This is a genomic window from Mesorhizobium sp. B2-5-13, from assembly GCF_006440535.1.
In the GTDB taxonomy this organism is placed as follows: domain Bacteria; phylum Pseudomonadota; class Alphaproteobacteria; order Rhizobiales; family Rhizobiaceae; genus Mesorhizobium; species Mesorhizobium salmacidum.
Window position 1 is genome coordinate 262,255 of sequence record NZ_VFUI01000007.1, and the last position, 24,533, is coordinate 286,787.

The 24,533-nt window shown below is 63.5% G+C and carries 20 protein-coding genes; 15 read left to right on the forward strand and 5 right to left on the reverse strand.

Features of this window, described 5'->3' with window-relative positions; all coding sequences use genetic code 11:
• Positions 1-40 precede the first annotated feature (40 nt).
• Genes FJ434_RS15055 through FJ434_RS15070 form a run of 4 tightly spaced genes read left to right on the forward strand, consistent with a single transcriptional unit; the run spans position 41 to position 2,441 of the window.
• On the forward strand, positions 41-853 hold the full coding sequence (locus FJ434_RS15055; RefSeq protein ID WP_140747811.1) for a ComF family protein: 813 nt from the start codon (positions 41-43) through the stop codon (positions 851-853).
• Between the two features lie 25 nt (positions 854-878).
• On the forward strand, positions 879-1,148 hold the full coding sequence (gene grxC / locus FJ434_RS15060) for a glutaredoxin 3 (protein ID WP_140747808.1): 270 nt from the start codon (positions 879-881) through the stop codon (positions 1,146-1,148).
• Positions 1,149-1,158: 10 nt separating this feature from the next.
• A complete protein-coding gene (locus FJ434_RS15065; RefSeq protein WP_140747805.1) occupies positions 1,159-2,019 on the forward strand; it encodes a carbon-nitrogen hydrolase family protein in 861 nt (286 codons plus the stop codon).
• Positions 2,016-2,441, forward strand: coding sequence for a DUF1178 family protein (locus FJ434_RS15070; protein ID WP_140503195.1), 426 nt, complete (start codon positions 2,016-2,018; stop codon positions 2,439-2,441). Before FJ434_RS15065 ends, FJ434_RS15070 begins: the two co-directional genes overlap by 4 nt.
• Before the next feature lie 7 nt (positions 2,442-2,448).
• On the opposite strand, the gene FJ434_RS15075 is transcribed toward FJ434_RS15070, so the two are convergent.
• The gene (locus FJ434_RS15075; RefSeq protein ID WP_140503193.1) at positions 2,449-2,934 is read right to left on the reverse strand and encodes a MarR family transcriptional regulator; all 486 of its coding nucleotides are present in this window, start codon (positions 2,932-2,934) and stop codon (positions 2,449-2,451) included.
• A gap of 97 nt (positions 2,935-3,031) precedes the next feature.
• On the opposite strand from FJ434_RS15075, the gene FJ434_RS15080 reads away from it, so the two are divergent.
• Positions 3,032-3,922: a DMT family transporter gene (locus FJ434_RS15080; protein WP_140747802.1), complete on the forward strand. Its 891-nt coding sequence runs from the start codon at positions 3,032-3,034 to the stop codon at positions 3,920-3,922.
• 82 nt (positions 3,923-4,004) lie between these two features.
• Here FJ434_RS15080 and ubiG read toward each other — a convergent pair whose 3' ends face one another.
• A complete protein-coding gene (ubiG, locus tag FJ434_RS15085; RefSeq protein WP_140747799.1) occupies positions 4,005-4,754 on the reverse strand; it encodes a bifunctional 2-polyprenyl-6-hydroxyphenol methylase/3-demethylubiquinol 3-O-methyltransferase UbiG in 750 nt (249 codons plus the stop codon).
• Between the two features lie 181 nt (positions 4,755-4,935).
• Here ubiG and FJ434_RS15090 point away from each other — a divergent pair, with 181 nt between their 5' ends.
• Positions 4,936-5,505: a putative glycolipid-binding domain-containing protein gene (locus tag FJ434_RS15090; RefSeq protein ID WP_140747796.1), complete on the forward strand. Its 570-nt coding sequence runs from the start codon at positions 4,936-4,938 to the stop codon at positions 5,503-5,505.
• A gap of 18 nt (positions 5,506-5,523) precedes the next feature.
• Here FJ434_RS15090 and FJ434_RS15095 read toward each other — a convergent pair whose 3' ends face one another.
• On the reverse strand, positions 5,524-7,362 hold the full coding sequence (locus FJ434_RS15095; RefSeq protein ID WP_140748128.1) for a CHASE3 domain-containing protein: 1,839 nt from the start codon (positions 7,360-7,362) through the stop codon (positions 5,524-5,526).
• Positions 7,363-7,604: 242 nt separating this feature from the next.
• Between FJ434_RS15095 and FJ434_RS15100 the strand changes: the two genes are divergently transcribed.
• The 8 genes from FJ434_RS15100 (at position 7,605) to FJ434_RS15135 (ending at position 19,441) form a co-directional block, all read left to right on the forward strand.
• A complete protein-coding gene (locus FJ434_RS15100) occupies positions 7,605-8,858 on the forward strand; it encodes an aspartate kinase (protein WP_015315600.1) in 1,254 nt (417 codons plus the stop codon).
• Positions 8,859-8,939: 81 nt separating this feature from the next.
• On the forward strand, positions 8,940-11,210 hold the full coding sequence (gene ptsP / locus FJ434_RS15105) for a phosphoenolpyruvate--protein phosphotransferase (protein ID WP_140503185.1): 2,271 nt from the start codon (positions 8,940-8,942) through the stop codon (positions 11,208-11,210).
• A 10-nt stretch (positions 11,211-11,220) separates the two neighbouring features.
• Positions 11,221-12,300 (forward strand): peptide chain release factor 1, encoded by a 1,080-nt coding sequence (gene prfA / locus FJ434_RS15110; RefSeq protein ID WP_140747793.1) that lies wholly within the window; start codon positions 11,221-11,223, stop codon positions 12,298-12,300.
• A complete protein-coding gene (prmC, locus tag FJ434_RS15115) occupies positions 12,293-13,171 on the forward strand; it encodes a peptide chain release factor N(5)-glutamine methyltransferase (RefSeq protein ID WP_140747790.1) in 879 nt (292 codons plus the stop codon). Before prfA ends, prmC begins: the two co-directional genes overlap by 8 nt.
• A gap of 302 nt (positions 13,172-13,473) precedes the next feature.
• Complete coding sequence (locus tag FJ434_RS15120) at positions 13,474-14,466, forward strand: DUF4167 domain-containing protein (protein ID WP_140747787.1); 993 nt, start codon at positions 13,474-13,476, stop codon at positions 14,464-14,466.
• Between the two features lie 219 nt (positions 14,467-14,685).
• A complete protein-coding gene (clpB, locus tag FJ434_RS15125; protein ID WP_140747784.1) occupies positions 14,686-17,292 on the forward strand; it encodes an ATP-dependent chaperone ClpB in 2,607 nt (868 codons plus the stop codon).
• A 139-nt stretch (positions 17,293-17,431) separates the two neighbouring features.
• Positions 17,432-17,797: an MmcQ/YjbR family DNA-binding protein gene (locus FJ434_RS15130; RefSeq protein ID WP_140747781.1), complete on the forward strand. Its 366-nt coding sequence runs from the start codon at positions 17,432-17,434 to the stop codon at positions 17,795-17,797.
• Positions 17,798-17,947: 150 nt separating this feature from the next.
• The gene (locus FJ434_RS15135) at positions 17,948-19,441 is read left to right on the forward strand and encodes a L,D-transpeptidase family protein (RefSeq protein ID WP_140747778.1); all 1,494 of its coding nucleotides are present in this window, start codon (positions 17,948-17,950) and stop codon (positions 19,439-19,441) included.
• A 144-nt stretch (positions 19,442-19,585) separates the two neighbouring features.
• Here the strand turns inward: FJ434_RS15135 and FJ434_RS15140 are convergent, their stop codons facing one another.
• Entirely contained in the window at positions 19,586-20,218 is a 633-nt protein-coding gene (locus FJ434_RS15140; RefSeq protein ID WP_140712190.1) for a TMEM175 family protein, read from the reverse strand.
• Positions 20,219-20,369: 151 nt separating this feature from the next.
• Between FJ434_RS15140 and FJ434_RS15145 the strand changes: the two genes are divergently transcribed.
• Complete coding sequence (locus FJ434_RS15145) at positions 20,370-21,923, forward strand: MFS transporter (RefSeq protein WP_140747775.1); 1,554 nt, start codon at positions 20,370-20,372, stop codon at positions 21,921-21,923.
• Between the two features lies 1 nt (position 21,924).
• Here the strand turns inward: FJ434_RS15145 and FJ434_RS15150 are convergent, their stop codons facing one another.
• The gene (locus tag FJ434_RS15150) at positions 21,925-23,895 is read right to left on the reverse strand and encodes a M23 family metallopeptidase (RefSeq protein WP_181165918.1); all 1,971 of its coding nucleotides are present in this window, start codon (positions 23,893-23,895) and stop codon (positions 21,925-21,927) included.
• Between the last annotated feature and the right edge of the window lie 638 nt (positions 23,896-24,533).

Below are 24,533 nucleotides of genomic sequence, written 5' to 3' on the forward strand. Positions count from 1 at the left end.
CCTGATATGGTTCGTATGGTGGCGACGAGAAACCAACCACGTGGCCGATCCGATGCCCAAGATCAAGTCCGACGAGATCAGGAAGCTGGCCGGGTCGGCAGCCCGGTCGGCTCTTGGCTGGCCGGCGCGTATCCTGTTTCCGCCGGTCTGCGCCGGTTGCCGCCGGCAGGTCTCGCAGCCCGGCGTGCTGTGCGGCGCCTGCTGGCCGAAGCTGCGGCTCTTGGAGCGGCCCTGGTGCCCGGTAATGGGCACGCCGTTCACCCATCACATGGGCGAGGGTTTCCTGTCGGCGGAGGCGATCGCCGATCCGCCACCCTTCGAGCGGGCGCGGGCAGCGGTCGCCTATTCCGGCGTCGCCCGCCAGATGGTGCAAGGGCTGAAATACCAGGATCGCACCGATCTCGCTCCCTGGATGGCGCGCTGGATGGTCCGCGTGGGCGCCGACCTCATCGCCGACGCGGATGTGGTGGTGCCTGTGCCGCTGCATTGGCGCCGTTTTTTCAGGCGGCGGTTCAACCAATCGGCGGAACTGGCGCGCGCGGTTTGCGAGCTGAGCGGGCTATCTTTCGCGCCTTCCGCCATGCATCGCGTGAAACTCACCCGCCAGCAGGTCGGGCTGGAGCGGCACGAGCGCGAGGAGAACGTGCGCGCCGCCTTTCGCGTGCCCGCCGAGGCCGAGATCGAGATTGCCGGCCGCAGGGTGCTTCTGATCGACGATGTCTACACCACGGGCGCAACCGCGCGTGCCGCCACCAAGGCGCTGAAAAAGGGAGGCGCTGCCGCCGTCGACGTGCTGACCTTTGCCCGCGTGTTGCCGGGGGACTTCCGGGCCGACGAGTCCGCGACTATATAAGTCGGCAACGGAAGCGGAATTCGTCATGGTCGATGTCACGATCTATACGCGCATGATGTGCGGCTACTGCACGGCAGCCAAGCGGCTGCTGGAGCGCAAAGGCGTCGCCTATACCGAGCACGACGCGTCCTTCTCACCGGAACTGCGCCAGGAGATGATGTTGCGGGCTCACGGGCGCACGACCTTTCCGCAGATTTTCATCGGCGACACGCATGTCGGCGGCTGCGACGACCTCCATGAACTGGAGGCGGAAGGCCGGCTGGACAAACTGCTCGCCAACGGCGCGTCGATTTGAGGGGGTGACAATGGGTGTCTTCAAGGCAGCGGCAGTGCAGATGCGTTCAGGCGAGAGCCCCGAGCGCAATGCGGCCGATATGGAGCGGATGGTGCGCGAGGCGGCAGTCCAGGGCGCGACCTATATCCAGACGCCGGAGATGACCGGCGCGCTGATCCGCGACAAGCAGGCGCGTGCCGCCTCCTTCACCTCCGAGGACAAGGACATCATCGTCTCGACGGCGCGCAGGCTGGCGCGCGAACTCGGCCTGTACCTGCATATCGGCTCGACCGCCATCCTGCGCGCCGACGGCAAGCTTGCCAACCGCGCGCTCCTGTTCGGACCCGATGGCGCGACGCTCGCCACCTACGACAAGGTCCACATGTTCGACGTCGATCTCGACAATGGCGAGAGCTGGCGTGAATCGGCCGCCTACGAGCCCGGCACAGAGGCCGTCGTCACCGGGATCGGGGGTGCCAAGCTCGGCTTTGCCGTCTGCTACGATCTGCGTTTTCCGCAACTGTTCCGCGCCGAGGCGATGGCCGGCGCCGACCTGCTTTCCGTGCCGGCCGCCTTCACCCGCCAGACCGGCGAGGCGCACTGGCATGTGCTACTCAGAGCACGCGCCATCGAGAACGGCGCCTTTGTCGTAGCCGCCGCGCAAGGCGGTCTGCACGAGGACGGCCGCGAGACCTATGGGCATTCGCTGATCGTCGATCCGTGGGGCCGCATCATCGCGGAAGCCGCGCATGACGAACCTGGCGTGATCGTTGCCGAGATCGACCCGGCGCAGTCGATTGCCGCGCGCAAGAAGATCCCCAATTTGAAAAATGCGCGGGATTTCACCATCAACGCCGGCGAGGCGCCGCGTCTCAGGGGTGCCGCCTCTTGATCCGCTTTTCCCTCATCTGCGAAAACGAGCACGAGTTCGAGGGCTGGTTTCGCAGCAATGACGATTTCGACACGCAGAAGAAGCGCGGCTTTGTCGATTGCCCCAGCTGTGGCTCGCACAAGGTCGAGAAGGCCCTGATGGCGCCCGCCGTTTCCACGGCCCGCAAGCAGGAAACCATAGCACTTGCCATGGGCGAGGCGCAGAAGCAGGCCATGGCACAACTGAAGGCGATGGCCGAGAAGGTGCGCGAGAATGCGGACTATGTCGGCGACAAGTTCGCCGAGGAAGCGCGCAAGATCCATTTCGGCGAAACCGATGCCCGCGGCATCTATGGCGAGGCGACGCTGGAAGAGGCCAAGGGCCTAGCCGAGGACGGCGTCGATTTCATGCCGATCCCGGTGTTTCCGGACGACCGGAACTAGCTAGCAATTAGCTTACGCTGCCGATCAGTTTTTCCAGCAGACGCGAAAGTGTTTCTCGTTCGGTCTGTGTCAGGCCGGACAGGATCTGGTGCTCATTGGCCACGTGGGCGGCAACAGCTTCGTCGATCAAGGCGAGCCCCTTTTCGGTCAACCGCACGACGATGCCGCGCCGGTCGTTGGGGTGTGGCCCGCGCTGGATCAATCCGGATGTTTCGAGCCGATCCAGCCTGTTGGTCATGGCCCCGGAGGTCACCATCGTCGCCTCGTAAAGCGCTGTCGGGTTCAGCGCGTAAGGTGAGCCGGAGCGGCGCAGCGTTGCTAGCACATCGAACTCTCCCGCCTGCAGTCCGAAGCGGGCAAAGAGCGGCGCAAGGCGCTCGCGCGCGATCAGCGCGGAGACCTCATTCAAGCGCCCGATCACCGCCATCGGCGACACGTCTAGGTCCGGTCGTTCCCGCTGCCATTGCTCGATGGCTTTCCCTGCACGGTCCATCTATCTCACCGTAATGTATCTTGACGCTAAGAATCTTTCCGATATCTTACCCGAAGATGTAATGCCGGCCAAGGGCCGCACGCGACAGGACTCGACGATGAAGCTTCTCTGGGATTCGGCGCTCGGCCTGCTGGTCGTCACCGGCGGCCTGCTTGGCCTGACGCTGCCTTTCGGCAAGGTCGCCACGGCGGCCGGCGTGCCGGCCATGGTCTGGGCCTTCGTCATATCGCTTGGCGCCGGCGGTGTGCTTCTCGTCGTATTGCTGCTGCGCGGCCAGCGCATCCGGCTCACCGGGCACAAACTGCGCTATTTCTTCGTCACCGCCGCGGTGTCTTATGCCGTCCCCAATCTCCTGATGTTTTCGGCCATTCCGCATCTGGGCGCCGGCTACACCGGCATCATGTTCACGCTGTCGCCGGTCGTCACGCTGGTGTTTTCAATCCTGCTCGGTGTGCGGCGCCCCAACATGCTGGGCATCATCGGCATCGCCGTGGGCTTCGTCGGCGCGATCATGGTGGCGGTGACGCGCGGCGAGGCCGGCCAGCCGGCCGAAATCTTCTGGGTCGTCCTGGGCCTGCTCATTCCTGTCAGTCTCGCTGCCGGCAACATCTACCGCACTATCGACTGGCCGGAAGGAACCGGTCCTATCGAACTCGCGGTCGGCAGCCATCTGGCGTCCGCGACGATGCTGCTCGTCGGCATCCTGATCTTGCTTGGCGACAAGACCTTCATCCAGCTCGGCACCGTGCAGCTCACCGTGGTGGCGCAGATGGCCTCGGCATCGGCGATGTTTGCTTTCTTTTTCCGGCTGCAGGCGGTGGGCGGTCCGGTCTATCTCAGCCAGATCGGCTATGTCGCGGCGGCCGTCGGGCTGTTTGCCGGTACGATCTTCCTTGGCGAACACTATCAGCTGCTGACCTGGATCGGCGCCGTCATCATCACCGCCGGCGTGTTCATCACCACAAAGGCGCAGAGCCAGAAAGCCTGAGGGGTTCGGGCTTATTTCGCCGGCGTCGCCGCCGGGCTCGGGCTGTGGGTATCGGCGGCGGCTGAGGCTGAGGATTGGCTGTTCAGACCAATCCCTTTTCCGCCAGCACCATGTAGTTGACGTCCATGTCCTTCGAACGCGACCAGCGGTCGGCAAGCGGATTGTAGGTGACGCCGGTGCGGTCGATGATGGTCAGGCCGGCGCCGCCCAGCGCCTTTTCCAGCTCTTCCGGGCGCACCAGCTTGCCGAACTGATGGGTACCGCGCGGCAGCCAGCGCAACACATATTCGGCGCCGATGATGGCCAGGCCGAGCGCCTTCAGCGTGCGGTTGATGGTGGCCACGAACATGATGCCGCCGGGCTTGACCATCTCGCCGCATTTGGCGACGAACAGGTCGATGTCGGCGACATGTTCGACCACTTCCATGTTGAGGACGACATCGAATTTCTCGCCGGCCTCGGCGAGATCTTCTGCCGTCGTGGCGCGATAGTCGATGCTCACATTGCCTTCGGCGGCATGCAGTTTCGCCACTTCTATGTTTGTTTCGGAGGCGTCCGCTCCGACCACCTCGGCACCGAGCCGCGCCATCGGCTCGCACAAAAGACCGCCGCCGCAGCCGATGTCGAGGATACGCAGGCCCTCGAACGGCCGCGCCGCGCGCGGGTCGCGGCCGAAGCGCGCCGCGATCTGGTCGCGGATATAGGAAAGCCGGATTGGGTTGAATTTGTGCAGCGGACGAAACTTGCCGCTCGGGTTCCACCATTCGGCGGCAAGGGCGGAAAAGCGTTCCACTTCTCCGGCATCGATCGTCGATCGTCGGGGCTCAGGCATCGGTTGGTCTCCTCGGACGCTAGGAAGTCGGGCGTGAGGCATCGAATGTCAAGGCAACATTTTCCCCTGCTGACATCGCGGCGCTCCATGTCAGGCCATGTCAGCTGCCGAGCATCGCCATGAAACACGATCGGCCTCGCGGACGAATGAGAAGCATCGTTTTGAACCAGACGAGTGAGCGATGACAGCGACGCCGGTTTCGATCCTTTGGCGGAGGCTTGACCTCGAAGGGCATGACGGATGCCTGCTTTCGCGGACCGATAGCCGTCACAGCCTCGAGGGGCAGGCCATCTTCATCCAGGACGACAAGCCATGCTGCCTTGCCTATCGGGTAGACTGCGATACCGGTTGGCGTACTCAGTCGGCGCGCGTCAACGGCTTTCTGGGCGGAAACAGGCTGCACCACGCGATCGAACGGGATTCCGACGGCCGGTGGATGCTGAACGGCGAACCGCAGCATGATGTGACCGGTCTTATCGACGTCGACCTCGGTTTCACGCCCGCGTCGAATCTGCTTGCGATCCGCCGGTTCGATCTTGGCATCGGCGCAACGACGCCCGCTCCGGCTGCTTACCTGACCTTTCCCAGACTGGAACTGGTGCGTCTCGAACAGACCTATCGGCGTCTTGATGAGACGCGCTACGCCTACGCCGCGCCCTTATTCGGCTATGACGAAATCCTCGGCGTCTCGCCGCACGGCTTTGTTGTCGACTACCCCGGCCTATGGACAAGCGTGACTGCGTCAGGATGATGCGAGTTCCGGCGCCGCCTATTTCGTGTCCAGCACGTCACGCAGCTTCGCTGCCAGTTGATCGATGGTGAACGGCTTGGCCAGGAAGTGCACGTCATGGTCGAGCACGCCGTTGTGGACCACGGCGTTCCTTGTGAAGCCGGTGGTGAAGACGACTTTCAGCCCGGGCTGGCGCGCGAGCGCTTCCTCGGCGAGCTTGCGGCCGTTCATCACCGGCATGACGATGTCGGTGAAAAGCAGGGCGATGCCGGGTGTCGCGGCGAGCTTCTGAAGGGCCTCCTGTCCGCCTGCCGCGTGGATGACGGTGTAGCCGAGTTCGCGCATGACGTCCGTCGTGGAAGCCCGCACGCGGGCGTCGTCCTCGACGACGAGGATCGTCTCGGTGACCGTGGCGGCGCCCTTGTCGCGCCCGGCTGGAACCGCCGGCTCCTCAGGTCCGAAAAGTCGGGGCAGATAGATCTTGATCGTCGTGCCTTCGCCGGGCTCGGAGTAGATCTTGACGTGGCCGCCCGACTGTTTGACGAAGCCGAACACCTGGCTCAGCCCAAGCCCCGTGCCCTTATCGGCCGGCTTGGTCGTGAAGAAGGGCTCGAAGGCCCTGGTGATGATCTCAGGCGACATACCCGCACCGGTGTCGGTAACCGCGATCATCACGTATTGGCCAGGCGCGACGTCAGCGTGCGTCGATGCATAGGCCTCGTCGAGGTGGCTGTTGACGGTCTCGATGGTCAGCTTGCCGTCATTGTCCATGGCATCACGGGCATTGACGGCCAGATTGAGAATCGCGTTCTCGAGCTGGTTGGGATCGGCGTGGATTTTCCACAGGCCGCCCGCCAGCACGGTTTCGATGCGAATGCCTTCACCCAGGGCACGGCGCAGAAGATCGGACATGCCGGTCAACAGCCGGTTGGTGTCGACAACCTGCGGCGCCAGAGGCTGCAGACGGGAGAAGGCAAGCAGGCGGGAGGTCAGATTGGCCGCACGGCTGGCCGCGTCCGTCGCGGCCTCGACGAGCTTTTCAATGTCATGTTCGCCCCGCTTCAGCTTGCGCTGGGCAAGGTTCATGGCGCTGAGGATGACCGCCAGCATGTTGTTGAAGTCGTGGGCGATCCCACCGGTCAACTGCCCGACGGCTTCCATCTTCTGCATCTGGCGTATCTGGGATTCGGCATTTTCACGCGTCTGGATCTCATTGCCGAGCTCGATGTTCTTGCGCATCAGCTCTTCCTGGGCGACGAGCACCTCGCGGAAGCGGCGGCGGGATTGACGGATAGTGTAGACACCAAGCAGGAAAATCCCCAACAACGCAGCCAGCGAGCCGATGCGCAACCAGGCCTCGACCCGATCGGTATGCTCGTCGCGCGCGGCCACCGCAGCGGCGCCGATACGCCGGATCGTATCCATGCTGGCGCGGATTTCGTCCATGGCTGACTTGCCCTGGCCGCCGCGGACCAGTTGCAGGGCCTTTGCCGCGTCGCCTCGATCGTAGAGAGCTATGGTCTCGGCCAGTTCGGCCTGCTGTTGCGAAAGCGCTGCCTTGATGTGGCTGATCTGCTGGATGATCTGATCATCGGGAGCGGCCGCGCTCTCGATCCGCGCCAGTTGTCCAGGAATTGCCTCGATGGCCTTCCGATAAGGCTCCAGATAGGATTTTTCACCTGTCAGCAGGTAGCCGCGCTGACCACTCTCGGCGTCTTGCGCCAGTGAAAGCAGCCCGGAAAGCTGCTCCTGGTATTCGATTGTCTCGCGCGCGGCGGCACGATTGGCCCTCTGGCTCTCGACGAGCACGGCACGGGCGCCGACGATCAGCGCCAGCGCGGCGAAGCCGGCGATAATCGGGAGCGGTTGCAGTCGCATGGCGCGCCGAAGACGAGCAATCATCTGTTATGCCGAACCAAGAGGAATTCCCGCGGGCAGCATTTGGTAAGCGGCACCGGCGTGGAAGGCAATATGTCGTGTTGTTACGCAATCCGCCGTCAGCCTTGCGAAACCTTGCTCATTTGGTTAAGGAGGCCGCGCATTGAGCGGCCGGCGCCAGCCGGGCGCTTTTCTTCCGTTTTCGGCCTCGGGCCGGCTCCAGTCAAAGGCATTTCGCTTCCATGGCGCGTATCGTGATGAAATTCGGCGGAACCTCCGTCGCCGACATCGCCCGCATCCGCAATGTGGCGCGTCACGTCAAACGCGAAGTCGACGCCGGCCACGAGGTGGCGGTGGTGGTTTCAGCGATGGCCGGCAAGACCAATGAACTGGTCGGTTGGACGCGCGAAGCCTCGCCGATGCACGACGCACGCGAATATGACGCGGTCGTCGCTTCCGGCGAACAGGTCACGGCTGGCCTGCTCGCCATCACCTTGCAGAACATGGGCGTGCATGCGCGCTCCTGGCAAGGCTGGCAGATCCCAATCAAGACCGACAACGCGCATGGCGCGGCGCGCATTCTCGACATAGACGGTGCCTTCCTGGTCAAGCGCTTCGGCGAGGGGCAGGTGGCTGTCATCGCCGGTTTCCAGGGCATCGGGCCGGACAACCGCATCGCAACGCTTGGCCGCGGCGGCTCCGACACCAGCGCCGTGGCGATCGCCGCCGCCGTCAAGGCTGACCGCTGCGACATCTACACCGACGTCGACGGGGTCTACACCACCGATCCGCGCATCGAGCCCAAGGCGCGGCGGCTGGCCAAGATATCGTTCGAGGAAATGCTTGAAATGGCCTCGCTCGGCGCCAAGGTTCTGCAGGTGCGTTCGGTCGAGCTTGCCATGGTGCACAGGGTGCGTACCTTCGTGCGATCGTCCTTCGACGATCCCGATGCGCCCGGAATGGGGGATTTGCTCAATCCTCCGGGAACGCTCATTTGCGACGAGGAAGAGATCGTGGAACAGCAGGTCGTCACCGGAATTGCCTACGCCAAGGACGAAGCGCAGATTTCGCTGCGCCGTGTCGGCGACCGGCCAGGCGTCGCCGCCGGCATCTTCGGTCCCCTGGCCGAAGCCAACATCAATGTCGACATGATCGTCCAGAACATCTCCGAGGACGGCAAGCTGACCGACATGACCTTCACCGTGCCGTCGGGCGATGTCGACAAGGCGCTGGCCGTGCTCGACCGGCTGAAAGCCGAGATCGGCTATGATGTCGTGCAGTCGGAAGCCGGCATGTCGAAGGTTTCGGTCATCGGCATCGGCATGAGGAGCCATGCGGGTGTTGCCGCCACCGCCTTCAAGGCTCTGGCCGACAAGGCAATCAACATCCGCGCCATCACCACCTCCGAGATCAAGATTTCGATACTGATCGACGGTCCGTATACGGAACTTGCGGTTCGCACTTTGCATTCCGTCTACGGTCTGGATAAGCAGTAGCAAGACTGAATCAGTTGTTGCGTGCATGCCGGCCGCGGCGGAAACTGCGCCGGCAAGTGTTTCATTGGAGAAGAAGCCGCGATGCGTGACCAGGCCAGCGGCCCGCGCGTTTTGCTGAAACGGCTCCGCGAGCTCATGCAGGAGCCGCTGGAGCCGCAGGAGCGGCTTGACCGGATCGTGCGCGACATCGCCTCCAACATGGTCGCCGAAGTCTGCTCGCTCTATGTGCTGCGCGCCGATTCGGTGCTCGAACTCTACGCCACCGAAGGTCTGAACCCGAACGCCGTCCACCTGGCGCAGTTGCGGCTGGGGCAAGGCCTGGTCGGCACGATCGCGGCGAGTGCCAGGCCGCTCAACCTGTCCAACGCACAGGAACACCCGGCCTTCGCCTACCTGCCGGAGACCGGGGAGGAGATCTACAATTCCTTCCTCGGCGTGCCGGTGCTCAGGGCAGGGCGCACGCTGGGCGTCCTGGTTGTGCAGAACAAGACCATGCGCCACTACCGCGACGACGAGGTCGAGGCGCTGGAAACCACGGCCATGGTCATCGCCGAGATGATCGCCACCGGCGATCTGGCGCGGCTGACCCGGCCTGGTCTCGAACTCGACCTGCGCCGGCCTGTCAGCTTCACCGGCCTGTCGTTCAACGACGGCGTCGGGCTTGGCCATGTCGTGCTGCACGAGCCGCGCATCGTCGTCACCAATTTGTTCAACGAGGACAGCGAGGAAGAGGTGCGGCGGCTCGAAGCCTCGCTTGGTTCGCTCAGGCTCTCGATCGACGACATGCTGGAGCGCCGCGATGTCGCCTTCGAGGGCGAGCATCGCCAGGTGCTGGAAGCCTACCGCATGTTCGCCAACGACCGCGGCTGGGTCCGGCGGCTGGAAGAGGCGGTCCGCAACGGCCTGACAGCGGAAGCGGCGGTGGAAAAGGTGCAGAGCGACATGCGCGCCCGCATGCTGCACATGACCGATCCCTACCTGCGTGAGCGGATGAGCGATTTCGACGATCTCGCCAACCGGCTGTTGCGCCAGCTGATGGGACGCGGACCCGAGGATGTCGCGGCCTCGCTGCCGAAGGACGCCATCATCGTCGCCCGCTCGATGGGCGCCGCTGAACTGCTGGACTATCCCCGCGACAAGCTGCGTGGCCTGGTGCTCGAGGATGGCGCGGCGACCAGTCATGTCGTCATCGTCGCGCGCGCCATGGGCATTCCCGTCGCCGGCCAGATGAAGGGCGCCGTTTCCATGGCGGAAAACGGCGATGCCATCATCGTCGACGGCGAGGAAGGCGCGATCCATCTGCGGCCGCAATCCGATCTCGAAGCCGCCTATGCCGAAAAAGTGCGGTTCCGGGCGCGCCGGCAGGAGGTCTACCGCGAGCTGCGCAAGAAGCCATCGACGACCAGGGACGGTGTCCAGGTCGACCTGCTGATGAATGCCGGGCTAGCCGTCGACCTGCCGCAGTTGGCGGAGGCGGGCGCTGCCGGCATTGGCCTGTTTCGCACGGAACTGCAGTTCATGGTCGCCTCGACCTTTCCACGCGCCGAAGCCCAGGAAAAGCTCTATCGCGACGTGCTCGAGGCCGCACGCGGCAAGCCGGTCACCTTCCGCACCATCGACATTGGTGGCGACAAGGTGCTGCCCTACTTCAAGGGCGCGATCCAGGAAGAGAATCCGGCGCTCGGCTGGCGGGCGATCCGCCTGACGCTCGACCGGCCGGGCTTGCTGCGCACCCAGATCCGCGCCTTGCTCAAGGCCAGCGGCGGGCGCGAGCTCAAGCTGATGCTGCCGATGGTGACCGAGCTTGGCGAAATCGCCCAGGCGCGCGAAATCATCGACCGCGAGGTGCGGCACCTCTCACGCTTCGCCCATCATCTGCCGACCAGTCTCAAACTGGGCGCCATGCTGGAAGTGCCGTCGCTTCTGTTCCAGCTCGACGAATTGATGAAGGCGGTCGACTTCGTCTCGGTCGGGTCGAACGATCTGTTCCAGTTCGTCATGGCGGTCGACCGCGGCAACACGCAACTGGCCAACCGCTTCGATACGTTGTCGGCGCCGTTCCTGCGCGTGCTCAAGCAGATTGCCGACGCCGGCGTTCGCAATCATACGCCCGTCACCCTGTGCGGTGAACTCGCCGGCAAGCCGATTTCGGCGATGGCGCTGATCGGGCTTGGTTTCCGCTCGATCTCGATGTCGCCAGCCTCGATCGGTCCGGTCAAGGCGATGCTGACGGAGCTGCCGCTGGAGGAGTTGGAGGCTTTCTTCGACGACAATCTGATGGCGCCGGCGCAAGGGCTGCCGATGCGGGCGCTGCTGCAGGCCTTCGCCGACGACCGCTCGATCCCGTTGTAGCACCCTCATCATGGTCAATTTGCCCCGCGATCGTATGGATCAAGTCGTCAAGCGTTTCGAGATGCTCGAAGCGCAGATGTCGGCCGGACCGGCGCCGGATGCCTATGTGAAGATGGCATCCGAATATGCCGAGTTGCAGGAGATGGTGGCCAAGGTCAGGGAATTGCGCTCGGCCGAGCATGAGCAGGCCGATCTCGAAGCGATGCTCGCCGACAAGGGCACCGACGTCGAGATGCGGGCGCTCGCCGAAGCCGATCTGCCCGGCGTCGAGGAGCGTATCGAGGCGCTGCAGAAGGACATCCAGATTCTGCTCCTGCCCAGGGATGCCGCCGACGACAAGAACGCCATCCTCGAAATTCGCGCCGGCACCGGTGGCGATGAGGCAGCACTCTTCGCCGGCGACCTGTTTCGCATGTATGAGCGCTACGCCGCCGAACGCGGCTGGCGGTTCGAAACGGTATCGGCGAGCGACGGCGATGCAGGCGGCTTCAAGGAAATCATCGCCACGATTTCAGGCAAGGGTGTATTCGCCCATCTGAAATTCGAGTCCGGGGTGCATCGCGTCCAGCGTGTGCCGGCAACCGAGGCCAGCGGGCGCATCCACACGTCCGCCGCCACCGTCGCCGTGCTGCCGGAAGCGGAAGAGGTCGACATCGACATCAGGGCCGAGGACATCCGCATCGACACCATGCGCGCCTCCGGCTCCGGCGGCCAGCACGTCAACACCACCGATTCCGCGGTCCGCATCACCCATTTGCCGACCGGCATCATGGTGGTTCAGGCGGAGAAGTCGCAGCACCAGAACCGGGCCAAGGCCATGCAGATCCTGCGTGCCCGGCTCTACGACATGGAGCGCAGCAAGGCGGACGAGGAGCGTTCCGAATCGCGCAAGTCGCAGGTCGGTTCGGGCGACCGCTCGGAGCGCATCCGCACCTACAATTTTCCGCAAGGCCGCGTCACCGACCATCGCATCAACCTGACGCTCTACAAGCTCGACCGGGTGATGATGGGTGAACTCGACGAGATCGTCGACGCGCTGATCGCCGATCACCAGTCGAAGCTGATGGCCGATATCGGCCTCGATGGCTGACCATCTGCCCGAGGCGCTGGGGCCACTGCTGCGGGAAGCGCGGACCCGGCTTGCCGCAGCCGGTATCGATGATCCCGCGCTCGATGCGCGGCTGATCGTCGAGCACTATTCCGGCACGACGCGCACCCAGGCCATTGCCGACCCCGGGCGCGAGATCGACGGCGACGCCATCGCCGCGATCGACGGCGCCCTGAGACGGCGAGCCGGTGGCGAACCGGTGCATCGCATCCTCGGCTATCGCGAATTCTACGGTTTGCGCCTGTCGCTGTCGTCGGAGACGCTGGAGCCGCGGCCGGACACCGAAACGCTGGTCGAGGCGGTGCTGCCTTTCGTCAAGGCAATGGTCGCGCGGAAGGGGGCATGCCGCATCCTCGATCTCGGCACCGGGACCGGCGCGATCGCCCTGGCGCTGCTGAGCGTCGTGCCGGCCGCGACCGCCACCGGTGTCGACATTTCCGCCGGCGCGCTGGCAATGGCAGCCCGCAATGCCGGGCAATTCGGGCTCGGCGGCCGGTTCACGACGGTTCAATCGGACTGGTTCGAAAAAGTTTCCGGCCGGTACCATGTAATTGCCGCAAACCCTCCCTATATACCAACTCAAGAGATTGGAAATCTGCAGGACGAAGTCCGCGATTTCGACCCGCGTATTGCCTTGGATGGCGGCGTGGATGGGCTGAACCCCTACAGGATCATCGCCGCCGAGGCGGCAAGGTTTCTGGAAGCCGAAGGCAGGATTGCGGTCGAGATCGGCCACACACAAAGCAACGACGTCAACGATATATTTCGCGCGGCCGGCTACACGGGCGGCGAGGTGTTTGGCGATCTCGGCGGAAACGACAGGGTTCTTGTTTTTCAACGGGCAACGTCTTGACGCAGTGCAAAAAAAGCGCTTGGCAATACCGGGGAATGCGGCTAGGGTCGCCTTACCGGATGAGACGAAGCAGGCAGTGCTCTTAGCGATTCGGTTTCCTTGGAAATAGCTGCCTTCTTGCGCAAACGACGCCCAAGCTTCGTGCGGGAATCGTCCGGCAAGTGATGTAACCGGAACAGGATGACACGTGGCGCCAACGCAATCGATGCGGGCGAACGCCGGTGAAGAGACGAAACGGTCGGCTGCATGAGCGCCTCCGTTCGTGAAGAGTTTTTCGAAAATTTCAAGATGAAGAGAGTCGAATGAGGCCACAACAGCAGAACAGGCGCATGCGCGGTCGCAACAACAATGGCGGCGGCGGTGGGAACAACAATAACAATAGCAATAACAACAACCGCAAGGGCCCGAATCCGCTAACGCGCAATTACGAGAGCAACGGCCCGGACGTGAAAATCCGTGGATCGGCTCAGCAGATCGCCGAAAAATACGCCACCCTTGCCCGTGACGCGCACAGCTCCGGCGACCGGGTGATGGCGGAGAACTATCTCCAGCACGCCGAACACTACAACCGCATCATCGCCGCCGCGCAGGCGCAGATGCCGATCCAGAACGTCCAGCAGTCGCGCGACGAGTTCGACGAGGACGGCGATGAGGATCGCGACGAGTTTGACAATGCCGTCAACAGCGGGGCCGTCAACAGCGGGGCCGGCAACAGCGGGGCAGGCAATAGCAGCGGCAATGCCGGTTCCGATGCGCAAATTCCGGTGGTCAACCATGGCGCCGGCCCTCAGCCAGTGATCGAGGGCATGCCAGCGGAAGTTACGCTGAACCGGGAAAGCGGTCGTGACAACCGCGACAGTGGCGGGCGCAACAATAGCGGCCGCGACAACAATGGCGGGCGTCATCGCGATCGCCGCCCTAACGGCGGCTACGGCCAGAGCGGCCAGCGCGATCATGCTTCTTCAGCCGAACAAGGCGGCCAGCAGCAGCGCAACGAGGCCTCGGGGCAGACAGAAGTTCAGGCAGAGCCCGCTTCGCCGTCCGAGACTGTCGCGGCAGCCGAGCCGGCTTCACGGTTCGAGAATTTTTCACCGGCAGGTCTGGCCGCCCAGGCCGAACTCAACGAGGCGGCCGCCGAGAGCGGTGCTGCCCGCCGCCCACGGCGTCCGCGCCGTCCCCGCACCAATGCCGATCAGGTCGAGAGCGGCAGCGAAAATGGGGCTGCGGGCGAGACAGCGGCGGCTCCGGTCGACAGCGGCAGTGCCGAACCCGTGGTTTCCGACATCGACAATTGAGCGAACGGCATTTCAATACATTGGACGGCGGAGAGAAATCTCCGCCGTTTTCGTTTGGGCTGACGTGGAATATTATGCGCCTGCCACGTCGCGACGTCTTGAGGGGCCAGGGTCCGTGCACCATATCTGGCCTGAACAGGATCCGGCTCGAATGGGCGGGTCCGTCACCGCAATCTGATCCGGTGCCGCAAAGCGGGCCGGTGATGGAAGGAGACAAATATGAACCTCGAGAAATACTCCGAGCGCGTGCGCGGCTTTATCCAGTCCGCGCAGACGATGGCGCTCTCCCGGAACCACCAGCAATTCACTCCCGAACACATTCTGAAAGTCCTCGTCGACGATGACGAGGGCCTGGCCGCGTCGCTGATCGAGCGTGCCGGCGGCAATGTCCGCGACGTCAAGCTCGGCGTCGAGACGGCGCTCGAGGCGATGCCCAAGGTGGAGGGAGGCAACGGCCAGCTCTATCTGGCGCAGCCGCTGGCCAAGGTGTTCTCGACCGCCGAGGACCTGGCCAAGAAGGCCGGCGACAGCTTTGTCACCGTCGAGCGGCTGCTGCAGGCGCTTGCCATGGAAAAATCGGCAAAGACGGCCGAAATCCTGGCCAAGGCCGGTGTCACCGCACAGGCGCTGAACCAGGTCATCAACGACGTCCGCAAGGGCCGCACCGCCGATTCGGCGAGTGCCGAACAAGGCTATGACGCGCTGAAGAAATATGCACGCGACCTCACTGCTGACGCACGCGCGGGCAAGCTCGATCCGGTCATCGGTCGCGACGACGAGATCCGCCGCACCATCCAGGTGCTGTCGCGCCGCACCAAGAACAACCCGGTGCTGATCGGCGAGCCGGGCGTCGGCAAGACGGCGATCGCCGAAGGCCTGGCGCTGCGCATCGTCAATGGCGACGTGCCGGAATCGCTGAAGGACAAGCAGCTGATGGCGCTCGACATGGGCGCATTGATCGCTGGCGCCAAATATCGCGGCGAGTTCGAGGAGCGGCTGAAGGCCGTGCTCTCCGAAGTCACCTCGGCAAGTGGCAACATCATCCTGTTCATCGACGAGATGCACACGCTGGTCGGTGCCGGCAAGGCGGACGGCGCCATGGATGCGTCGAACCTTCTGAAACCGGCCCTGGCGCGCGGCGAACTGCACTGCGTCGGCGCCACCACGCTCGATGAATACAGGAAGCATGTCGAGAAGGATGCCGCACTCGCCCGCCGCTTCCAGCCGGTCTTCGTCGACGAGCCGACGGTGGAGGACACGGTCTCGATCCTGCGCGGCCTGAAGGAGAAATATGAGCAGCACCACAAGGTGCGTATCTCCGATTCGGCGCTGGTGGCGGCGGCGACGCTGTCCAACCGCTACATTGCCGACCGCTTCCTGCCTGACAAGGCGATCGACCTCGTCGACGAAGCCGCCTCGCGGCTCAGGATGCAGGTCGATTCCAAGCCTGAGGCGCTGGACGAGATCGACCGCCGCATCATGCAGCTCAAGATCGAGCGGGAAGCGCTGAAGGTCGAGACGGACGAAGCCTCGAAGGACCGGCTCGCCCGGCTGGAAAAGGAACTTGTCGGCCTGGAGGAGGAATCGACCGAGATTACTTCGAAGTGGCAGGCCGAGAAGCAGAAGCTTGGGCTTGCCGCCGACTTGAAGAAGCAGCTCGACGAGGCGCGCAACGACCTTGCCATTGCCCAGCGCAAGGGTGAGTTCCAGCGCGCCGGGGAACTTGCCTACGGCAAGATCCCGGAACTGGAAAAGAAGCTGAAGGAGGCCGAGGCCCAGGACGGCAAGGCCGGCATGGTCGAGGAAGTGGTCACGCCCGACCACGTCGCCCATATCGTGTCGCGCTGGACCGGCATTCCGGTCGACAAGATGCTGCAGGGCGAGCGCGACAAGCTGTTGCGCATGGAAGACGAGATCGGCAAGCGTGTCGTCGGCCAGGGCGAGGCGGTGCAGGCGGTTTCCAAGGCGGTGCGGCGCGCGCGTGCGGGCCTGCAGGATCCGAACCGGCCGATCGGCTCGTTCATGTTCCTTGGCCCGACCGGCGTCGGCAAAACGGAGCTCACCAAGGCTTTGGCCAACTTCCTGTTCGACGATGAGACGGCGCTGGTGCGCCTCGACATGTCCGAGTACATGGAGAAGCACTCCGTCGCCCGGCTGATCGGCGCGCCTCCCGGCTATGTCGGCTATGAGGAAGGCGGCGCGCTGACCGAAGCGGTGCGGCGCCGGCCCTATCAGGTCGTGCTGTTCGACGAGATCGAAAAGGCACATCCCGATGTGTTCAACGTTCTGTTGCAGGTGCTCGATGACGGCCGGCTCACCGACGGGCAGGGCCGCACCGTCGATTTCCGCAACACGCTGATCATCATGACGTCCAATCTCGGCGCCGAATATCTGGTCAATCTCGGCGAGGACCAGGATGTCGATGCCGTGCGAGACGAAGTGATGGGCGTGGTCAGGGCATCGTTCCGGCCGGAGTTCCTCAATCGCGTCGACGAGGTGATCCTGTTCCACCGGCTGCGCCGCAAGGACATGGACCGCATCGTCGAGATCCAGCTCAAGCGGCTGGAGAGCCTGCTGACCGATCGCAAGATCACGCTGTCGCTGGATCCCGAGGCGATCGAGTGGCTGGCCGCCAAGGGTTACGACCCCGCTTATGGTGCGAGGCCACTGAAGCGGGTGATGCAGAAGGAACTGCAGGATCCGTTGGCGGAAAAGATCCTACTCGGCGAGATCCTGGACGGCTCGACGGTCAAGGTCACGGCCGGTTCCGACCGGCTGAATTTCCGCTCCAAGCCGACGATCGTGGCGGCCGAGGTGGCGGCCTGATCGTGCATGTCGCCCAAAAGTGACCACGGTTTTGGGACAACGACATGCACAAGACAAAGATCTGAAGCGCGCCGCGCTTTGGAGTGCCGCGCGTCCGTTCCGGATGCGCGGCGTTTTCTATGAGAAGTGGGGGGCAGGATTGACGCTGGACGATTACAACGGCTTCTGCGCCTCGCTGCCTGCAACCAACCACGTGGTGCAATGGGGCGGCGCCCATGTCTGGAAGGTCGGGACCAAGGTGTTTGCGATCGGTGGCTGGGATCAGGGCCAGCAGCTCTTCGTCACCTTCAAATGTTCCGACGTCGCCTATGACGTGCTCAAGGAGCAGCCGGGCCTGCGGCCCGCACCCTATCTTGCCTCGCGCGGCATGAAGTGGATCCAGCGTCAGACAAGCCAGAGCATGGATGATGGTGCGCTGAAGGATTATCTGCGCGAGAGCCACCGCCTGGTTGCCCTGAAGCTGACGAAGCAGGCGCGCAAGGAATTGGGGCTTGGCGCAGGCTAGCCAATATTCCTCGAGGCGCCGGAAAACCGCCATCTTCATGCCCGGTTCATATCGGAACCATATGGTGGGTAACTGGTTTGCTGGCGAAGGGGTTCGCCGAACTGGACAATGCCGGGCGGCGGCACATACGGACCGGAGAGTTTCGCCACTATGCTGCGCACTATCTTCACCCTTTCGGCGCTTGTTGCGGGACTGGTGTTTTCCAACGCGTTCGCGGCGCCGACGCGTGACGGCGCAGCCCAGCCTGTCCGCGCGGCCGGGAGCGGCGGCATTCTGCTCGCCCAGGACGGCAATCTCGATATTTATTACGATGCCAGGGGCAATCGCGTCATCGTCGATGCGGATACCGGCAAGGTGATCGCCATCCAGCCGCCGCAGACACGGCTTGACCGACGCGCGCTACGCCGCGAGACAAGACTGCGTCAACTAGGCCGTGTCCCCGCCGACGACGACCGCTACTATCTCGACGATCCCCAGGACATGGCCCGCTTCCGCCGCAAGCAGCTGGAAGAGGAAGGACGGGTCATTCCGCCGCCAGCCGATGAATATGATCCCGACAATAACAATTCCGTCGATGCCTATCCGCCGGCGCCGCAGGACGATGGCAGTTACGACAACAATTATCCCGACGCGCCGCCGCCGGCAGAGCCGCGTACGATTCAGCGCCAGCCGCTGAACGAGGCGTCGATAGACTCCGTCCAGCCGACAATCCCGACGGAAGAGGGGGCGCCCTCCGGCCAGGCGGCACTGCCGCCAAATGCTGGCGGCAAGACGTCGGTCGATCCGTCGCTTTCGCTTGGCGCACGCCAGGATGTGGCAGCACTGCAGGTGCTCCTCGACCGGGGCGGGGCTTCGCCGGGCGTCATCGACGGGCGCTTTGGTTCGAATGTCGACAAGGCGCTGGCGGCCTACAACCAGATCAACGGCAGCAGCCTCAAATCGACCGATGCGGTCGGCATCCAGTCAGCACTCTCGCAATCCGGCGGCGACGCGTTCGCCAACTACACCATCACGGCGGAGGACGCAGCCGGTCCCTATGTCGCCTCCATCCCGGAAGACTACAGCCAGAAGGCGCAGCTCGACCGCATGGGCTATACGTCAGTGACCGAGGCGCTGGCCGAGCGCTTCCACATGGACGAGAACTATCTCAAGGCGCTCAATCCGGACGCCAACTTCAATCGTCCCGGCACGATCGTCAAGGTCGCGAATTTCGGCAGGCTGGTCTCGATGCCGGTTGCCCGCATCGTAGCCGACAAGGGCAAGAAGGAAGTCTTCGCCTATGACGCGTCGGGCAAGCTGGTCGCGGCCTATCCCGCCACCATCGGCTCATCGGACACGCCGTCCCCGACCGGCATCCATGCCGTGTCGCGTGTCGCGCTCGATCCGAACTACACCTACAATCCCAACATCAACTTCAAGCAAGGCGAGAACAACAAGATCCTGACCATTCCGCCTGGGCCCAATGGTCCGGTCGGATCGGTGTGGATCGCCCTGGACAAGCCGACCTACGGTATCCACGGCACGCCGGAGCCGTCGAAGATCGGCAAGACCGAAAGCCATGGCTGCGTGCGGTTGACCAATTGGGATGCACGGGAGCTCGCCAAACTGGTCTCGCCGGGCGTGCCGGTGGAGTTCGTCGAATAGGGTATGTCGATAGTCAGGTGATGCCGGCCGCACTTCCGGTGTCCACGTACCCGAAAATACGCTCCGCTCCGGTTCTCGGTATCAACCATCTTCGACTCGGCCTGACCTGAATCTCAACGCATCCCAAGTCAGCTTCGCCAAATTTCAACCAATGATCCTGCGCACCCACTTCACATTCGGCGTTGCCGCATAGATCAACTGCATCACCAGAATGAAGCCGACGCTCAGCAGCGGGGTGATCAGGCAAAGTGCGGCACCGACAGCCCACAGGATCTGCGCCTTGACGATGCGCAGGTAGACGGTGCGCTTCGTTTGCGCGTCGACGTCCTCCGCGACAAAGCCGCTCTTCTCCGCATAACGCCAGCTGGCGAACAGCGTGATGCCGAGCATCAACAGGTTGAGCCAGTAAACCAGCACCGCGGTCCTGAACTCGAGGAAGTCGGCCAGAAGGTCGGTTGAGAACGGCAAGAGCGCGATGAAGGCGAGAAAGCAGAGGTTCAGCGTGGCCAGCCGTCTGTCGGATTTGGCGATCAAACCATGCTGCGCCTGCTGGCCGAACCAGAAGATGGTCAGGGTCAGGAAACTCAAGGCATAGGTAAGAAAGCGGGGCGCCAGTGCCGCGACCGCGACGAGAAGATCGTGTTCGGAATGGATGGCCTCATGTACCGGCACCCTGATCTCGAGCACGATCAGGGTGAGTGCGATGGCGAACACGCCATCGGTGATACCGACGATACGGCCGCGCCCCTCAACCGATGCTTCGAGTGGACGCTTCATCGATTTCTCCCGCCTGCGGCTCTTGGGAAATCTAGCATGACTGCGGCGGTTTGCATCGGGGCAGATGCGATCCCTACCAATATGGCTGGTTTCAAGGACAACAGCTTCTGGCTGGTTGTTGCCGGCGCGTCGGCGGTCTAACTAAGGTGGCATGCATTCGCCCAATGAAGCCGCCGCCGTTCCGCTGACCGGTCCGGTCGCAAACGGTACGTTCTGTCCGCAGTCGCAGCGCAGGTACGTGCTGATCGCGGCGATACTGGCTTCGGCGCTCGGCTTCATCGACGGTTCCGTCCTGGCGATCGCCATGCCGGCGTTGCGCGCCGATCTTGGCGCCAGCCTGGCGGAAGCGCAGTGGATTTCCAATGCCTACGCGCTGACGCTCTCGGCGCTGATCCTCGCCGGCGGTGCCGCGGGCGACCGGTTCGGACTGCGCCGTGCGTTCGTGGCCGGCATTGGCCTGTTCGTCGCCACCTCGCTTGCCTGTGCGCTGGCGCCGAACGCTGTCGTGCTGATCGCGTTTCGCGCTCTCCAGGGCATCGGTGCCGCGATCATGGTGCCAGGCAGTCTCGCCATCATCGCCAAAGCCTATCCGAAGAAGGAACGCGGCCGCGCGATCGGCATCTGGGCGGCGGCCTCGGCGCTGACGACGGCGCTTGGCCCGGTGCTGGGCGGTTTCGTGCTTTCGACCTTCGGCAACGGCGTCTGGCGCGCCATCTTCGCCATCAATCTGCCGCTCGGGCTGGTTTCGATCTATCTGCTGTTGGCCAAGATCCCGGCGGACCAGCCAGCCGAAAAGCGCAGCCTGGATCTCGGCGGCGCTGGGCTCGCGACACTGGCCTTCGGATCGCTGGCCTACGGGCTGACGGCGATGAGCGCCGAGGGGGGCGGCCTGATGTCGGGCCCGGCGATCGTTGCCGGCGTGATGCTGCTTGTCGTCTTCATCCTCTACGAGCGCTGGCAGCGCGAGCCGATGATCGATCTCAGCCTGTTTCGCGTCAAGGCTTTCGCCGGCGCCAACCTGGCGACCTTCTTCCTCTATTTCGCGCTGTCTGCCAATTTGTTCTACCTGCCGATGCTCTTGATCGCCGGCTGGGGGCTGAGTTCGGCCGAGGTCGGTTTCATCTTCCTACCGCTGTCGGCTTTGATCGCGCTGCTGTCAGGGCCGGTCGGGCAGTGGTCGGACCGGATCGGCCCCCGCTTTCCGATCGCCGCCGGCAGTCTCGTCGTCGCCATCGCTTTTGCCGGCCTTGCGCTGTTTACCTATGCCGGCTTCCACAATTTCTGGACCGGCACCTTTCCGCTTATGGCGGTGATGGGGCTTGGCATGGCGCTGGTCGTGTCGCCGCTGTCGACAGCGATCATGACTTCGGTCGAGGATAAGGATACGGGTGCCGCGTCCGGCATCAACAACGCCGTCTCGCGCGTCGGCGGCCTGATCGCGGTGGCGGCGATGGGCTCGCTCGCCGCTTGGGTTTATGCGCTGGGCGTGGGCCACGCGTCCGGAATCCCCGGTTTCGGCGAGCCGCCGCCGGCCGGGCTTGCAGCGGATATCAATGCAATAAGGGTTGCCGCCGGCGATTCGGCTTTTGCGGCGGTTGCCGTGGTCACGGCGCTCCTTTGCCTGCTGTCGGCGATCGTCGCCTGGATTACGGTGCCTGGGCAAGCGTCGCCCTGGCCAGCGCAAACGGAGAATTCGCGCGACTGACTCAGCCTTCGATCTTGGCGCTGGCGACCTTCAGCGAATTGCCGTCTTCCTGTTTCAGCAGATCGTCGATGCGCTCGCGCTCGCGCTTGAAGGCGACGAGATCGTCGCCCTTCAGCACCTTGCCGACCGGCAGACGCACACGCATCGAATCGACCTTGGTGCCGTTGACGATCAACTCGTAGTGCAGATGCGGACCGGTGGAGAGACCGGTCTGGCCGAGATAACCAATGACCTGGCCCTGGCGAACCCGAACGCCCGGCGCAATACCTTTGGCAAAGGCGCTCTGGTGATTGTAGGAGGTCTCGTAGCCGTTGGCATGGCGCAGGATGATCTGCTTGCCATAGCCGCCGGCCCAGCCCGCCTTCTCGACGACGCCATTGCCGGCGGCGATGATCGGCGATCCGATCGGGGCAGCCCAATCGGTGCCTGTGTGCATGCGGACATAGCCTAGGATAGGATGCTTGCGCGCACCAAAGCCGGAGGTGAATCTCCCGTTGGGCAGTGGGTTGCGCAGTAGAAACTGCTGGGCGCTCGATCCATCCTGGTCGAAATAGTCGGTGCTGCCGTCCTGCATCTGGAAGCGGTAGAAATTGCGCGTCGTGCCGCCAAAGGTTGCCGAGACATAGAGAAGTTCGGAATTGTCGGACGTCTGGTCGTCGCCATCAGGCTGCGAGAACAACACTTCGAGGCGATCCGACGGATTGAGTCGCGACTGGAAGTCGACGCCAGACGCCAGCAGCTTGATCAGCCGCTGGGTCATCGCCTTGGACATGCCATAGGAATAGGCGGTGCGGTAGATGCCGTCATAGACGTTGGGCAGGTTGCCGCGCACCACCACCGGCGCCGATGAATCGTCGAATGCCGTCAACAATTCGGGATTGGGCTCCGGCTCCTGCGCCGGCACGTACTGACCGCGATCGTCGAGCGCGATGGTGACGATATGCGTGGTCTTGTCGTAGACACTGGTGCGCACGACCTTGGCGGCATCGCCGTGAACCTCGAGACCGACGCGCAGCACGGTTCCTGCCTTGAGCGCCGGGGCGTTGAGCAGCTTGGCGATCGCTTCGGCCATTCCGGTGGCATCGTCGCCCGTATAGCCCGAATCGGCAAAGGCCTCGGTGAGGTCGGTGTCCTTGGTGAAGGGGATGATTTCCTCGGCGAAAGCCGGCGCCTGGTCGTCAGCGTTCGCACGCGGCGACACCGAAACGTTTTCCGGCACGATCTTCACGTCATAGGAGCCGGCCATGCTCTCGGCAAAGGCTTCGCCGAATCGCTGCGGATCGACATAATGGAGTGAGGCCACCTGCACGGCGCCGTCGCTGAGGTCGGTGCCGGCTTCGCGTACCACCTTTTCAACTTCGTCGGCTGACAGGTCGCTCTTTTCGTCGAAGGTAGCCGTCTCGATCGGGAAATCGACCGTCTTCAGGCTCATTTCGCTTTCGACCTTGGCGCCGTAGATCTGGCCGGAAGCGGCCGAGGCCGTCGCCGGCTGCGCCGATGCATCGTCGCCGTCGTCGCCGAACACTTGCATCGGGTCGAAAGGCGGGTAGGCCCGGCTGGTCGTGTGGCCGGCGGCGAGTGCCATCTTGATCTGTACGAAAGGCATGGTGTGGATGACGTCGCGGTCGCCCACCTTGGTGACCATCGACACTTCCATGCGACGACGGTCCTTGGCCTTGGCAATCTGGCGCGGCGCCACCAGCCTGGTGGTCTTGGCCACTTCGCCGGAATCGCCATTGCTGGCAAGTCCGATTAGTTCCGCGATTTCGGGTGGTGTCGCCAGTTGCTGGCGCCCGTCGAGGGCGGCAAACAGCGCGACGCCCATCAGCACGCTCGAGGTCACGCCAGTGAGAAATGTTCCCGACAGCCAGCGCGCAGAAACCTCGCGCCGATCGGGCGGGCCGCTGCGGCCGTCCGCGATAAGCGGCGGCTCATTGCCGAGTTCGGCTATGACATCTTCCGTATCTGGCATCCAGAAAGGCTGCTTCTTCCCCGGGCGGAACGGCTTGTCGCTTTTGTTGTGGCCATGACATTTGCCTGTCACGGCAGGTTAAGTCAACGAAGCCTCAGGCCCCGGTCGAATTCCCCTCGTGCACTTCTCTTATAGAGCACTGTGAAAAGCGGTCGGCGTGCCTTCATCTATAGGGCTTGCCGCGCGCTTCCTTACGACGCTCGTAAAAGAGGCCATTGCACGGCTGTGCTCGCGCCCCTTTATTGGCCTTGGTGTCGAACGGCAATGCGGCGGCAATAGGGCTCCTTCGTGGCCTCCTCCTCCTGTTATCCCCTGTTCCCCTGCGGCAGCCGGCTATCGACAAGGCCCGCCCGAAACTTCTGTCGTAAAAAGTTCAAAAACATCTGAGATCGGTGTTGACAGTTTTGGTTGGTGGCGACTATATACGCCTCACGAACGAGGGCGGTGCGCCGCTGGCGACGAAGAAGTTTGCTTCTAAGACTGCCCTCGACGAAATTCAAGAGAGCCGCGTAAGCGACACTCGGACGGCCCCGGAGCCAAGAGCGAAACGGGCCACGACATTGCGTTTGCGGTGTCTGTTCTTTGACAATTGAATAATGAAGAAAGAGAAACGTGGGCGGCAGAGTCCTGCTGAACGC

What these genes read in the sequence shown, in the direction of transcription:
- FJ434_RS15135 (WP_140747778.1), top strand. Translation starts at nt 17,948, where the DNA reads ATGCTGCGCACTATCTTCACCCTTTCGGCGCTTGTTGCGGGACTGGTG.
- FJ434_RS15120 (WP_140747787.1), top strand. Translation starts at nt 13,474, where the DNA reads ATGAGGCCACAACAGCAGAACAGGCGCATGCGCGGTCGCAACAACAAT.
- FJ434_RS15145 (WP_140747775.1), top strand. Translation starts at nt 20,370, where the DNA reads ATGCATTCGCCCAATGAAGCCGCCGCCGTTCCGCTGACCGGTCCGGTC.
- prfA (WP_140747793.1), top strand. Translation starts at nt 11,221, where the DNA reads ATGGTCAATTTGCCCCGCGATCGTATGGATCAAGTCGTCAAGCGTTTC.
- FJ434_RS15150 (WP_181165918.1), bottom strand. Translation starts at nt 23,895, where the DNA reads ATGCCAGATACGGAAGATGTCATAGCCGAACTCGGCAATGAGCCGCCG.
- ubiG (WP_140747799.1), bottom strand. Translation starts at nt 4,754, where the DNA reads ATGCCTGAGCCCCGACGATCGACGATCGATGCCGGAGAAGTGGAACGC.
- prmC (WP_140747790.1), top strand. Translation starts at nt 12,293, where the DNA reads ATGGCTGACCATCTGCCCGAGGCGCTGGGGCCACTGCTGCGGGAAGCG.
- FJ434_RS15140 (WP_140712190.1), bottom strand. Translation starts at nt 20,218, where the DNA reads ATGAAGCGTCCACTCGAAGCATCGGTTGAGGGGCGCGGCCGTATCGTC.
- grxC (WP_140747808.1), top strand. Translation starts at nt 879, where the DNA reads ATGGTCGATGTCACGATCTATACGCGCATGATGTGCGGCTACTGCACG.
- FJ434_RS15065 (WP_140747805.1), top strand. Translation starts at nt 1,159, where the DNA reads ATGGGTGTCTTCAAGGCAGCGGCAGTGCAGATGCGTTCAGGCGAGAGC.
- FJ434_RS15100 (WP_015315600.1), top strand. Translation starts at nt 7,605, where the DNA reads ATGGCGCGTATCGTGATGAAATTCGGCGGAACCTCCGTCGCCGACATC.
- clpB (WP_140747784.1), top strand. Translation starts at nt 14,686, where the DNA reads ATGAACCTCGAGAAATACTCCGAGCGCGTGCGCGGCTTTATCCAGTCC.
- FJ434_RS15075 (WP_140503193.1), bottom strand. Translation starts at nt 2,934, where the DNA reads ATGGACCGTGCAGGGAAAGCCATCGAGCAATGGCAGCGGGAACGACCG.
- FJ434_RS15090 (WP_140747796.1), top strand. Translation starts at nt 4,936, where the DNA reads ATGACAGCGACGCCGGTTTCGATCCTTTGGCGGAGGCTTGACCTCGAA.
- ptsP (WP_140503185.1), top strand. Translation starts at nt 8,940, where the DNA reads ATGCGTGACCAGGCCAGCGGCCCGCGCGTTTTGCTGAAACGGCTCCGC.
- FJ434_RS15095 (WP_140748128.1), bottom strand. Translation starts at nt 7,362, where the DNA reads ATGCGACTGCAACCGCTCCCGATTATCGCCGGCTTCGCCGCGCTGGCG.
- FJ434_RS15080 (WP_140747802.1), top strand. Translation starts at nt 3,032, where the DNA reads ATGAAGCTTCTCTGGGATTCGGCGCTCGGCCTGCTGGTCGTCACCGGC.